Source organism: Bacillus glycinifermentans, assembly GCF_001042475.2.
In the GTDB taxonomy this organism is placed as follows: Bacteria; Bacillota; Bacilli; order Bacillales; family Bacillaceae; genus Bacillus; species Bacillus glycinifermentans.
Genome location: NZ_LECW02000056.1, coordinates 1 through 975, shown reverse-complemented (window position 1 = coordinate 975; position 975 = coordinate 1). Strand labels below are relative to the sequence as shown.

Below are 975 nucleotides of genomic sequence, written 5' to 3'. Positions count from 1 at the left end.
ATCGCTCCCGCAGCAACCCGTTGCCCATATGTCAGCTTCTCACCTGTGACGGGGTCGACTCCTTCAGAAGCTCTCTTGTAATCATAATAACCAGTGATTTCGCCCACAAATGTGCTGCCGGCATCAAGCATTTTTTCATACCATGGCCGGTTTGCAAGCTCTTCCTGCTTCCTGGCAAGCTCTTCTTGTTCCTTGGCAATTCGGCGGGCTTCGACCTGATCTTTTTTAAACTGGATATAGTTTTCAGCATTTTTATGTGCGTCGTCTTTCAGTTGATAGGCTTCGCTGGCCCGGTAAGCTTTGGCGTCATAGTGAATCGGGGAAGCACTTTTGCCCTTTCCGGTAGCACCAATGAGGGCGGTATAGTCAGCAACAATTATTTGCTGATTGATTTCAGATGCGGCGTATTCCTCTTTGAGAGCTGCGTCCAGATCATCAACAGCTTTGATCGTGTCTTTACGCTCATCGTTTGCATCATTGAGGTGTTGTTTGAATGTGTCAGTTGAAAAGACTTCTAAAGGCAGTATATCATGGATGCTTTGTAAAATGGCTTTCATGTCTTTTTTCTGCTGGGAAACCATTGCCTTTGAGTTTTTATAGGCATTGGCCAATTGGTTCTCAAGAAACTCCATGTCGACAAACGTGTCTCCGAAAAGGTTGGCATCTTCCACAGCTGCGGAAACGCTGTTGAGAAACTGAATCTGCATATCAATTAGATCGACCCAGTCGTCTACGATACCTGCCTGATCCCTGTAAAAAGCTTTGATGTTGTCCGCGCCTTTTCCCTCTAAGTCATCGCCCAAATCAGCCATCCCTTGAAACGCCTTTTTCAGGTTGACAAACTGCTCTCTGGTGCTTTGGTATTCCTTGGACCGTTTCTCCATAGCGGCTATTAAAGTTTTTGACTCATAGATTTTCATTCATCAAACCCTTCCTAAAGTCTTAGTCAGTAACGAGTTTACCACTATACGGAAA

1 protein-coding gene is annotated in these 975 nt (G+C 45.2%); it reads right to left on the bottom strand.

All coding sequences use genetic code 11. The features are described 5' to 3' along the window. A partial coding sequence (locus AB447_RS23000) for a ribonuclease YeeF family protein (RefSeq protein WP_172796387.1) occupies window positions 1-920 on the bottom strand: 920 nt, incomplete at its 3' end. Window positions 921-975: the final 55 nt, after the last annotated feature.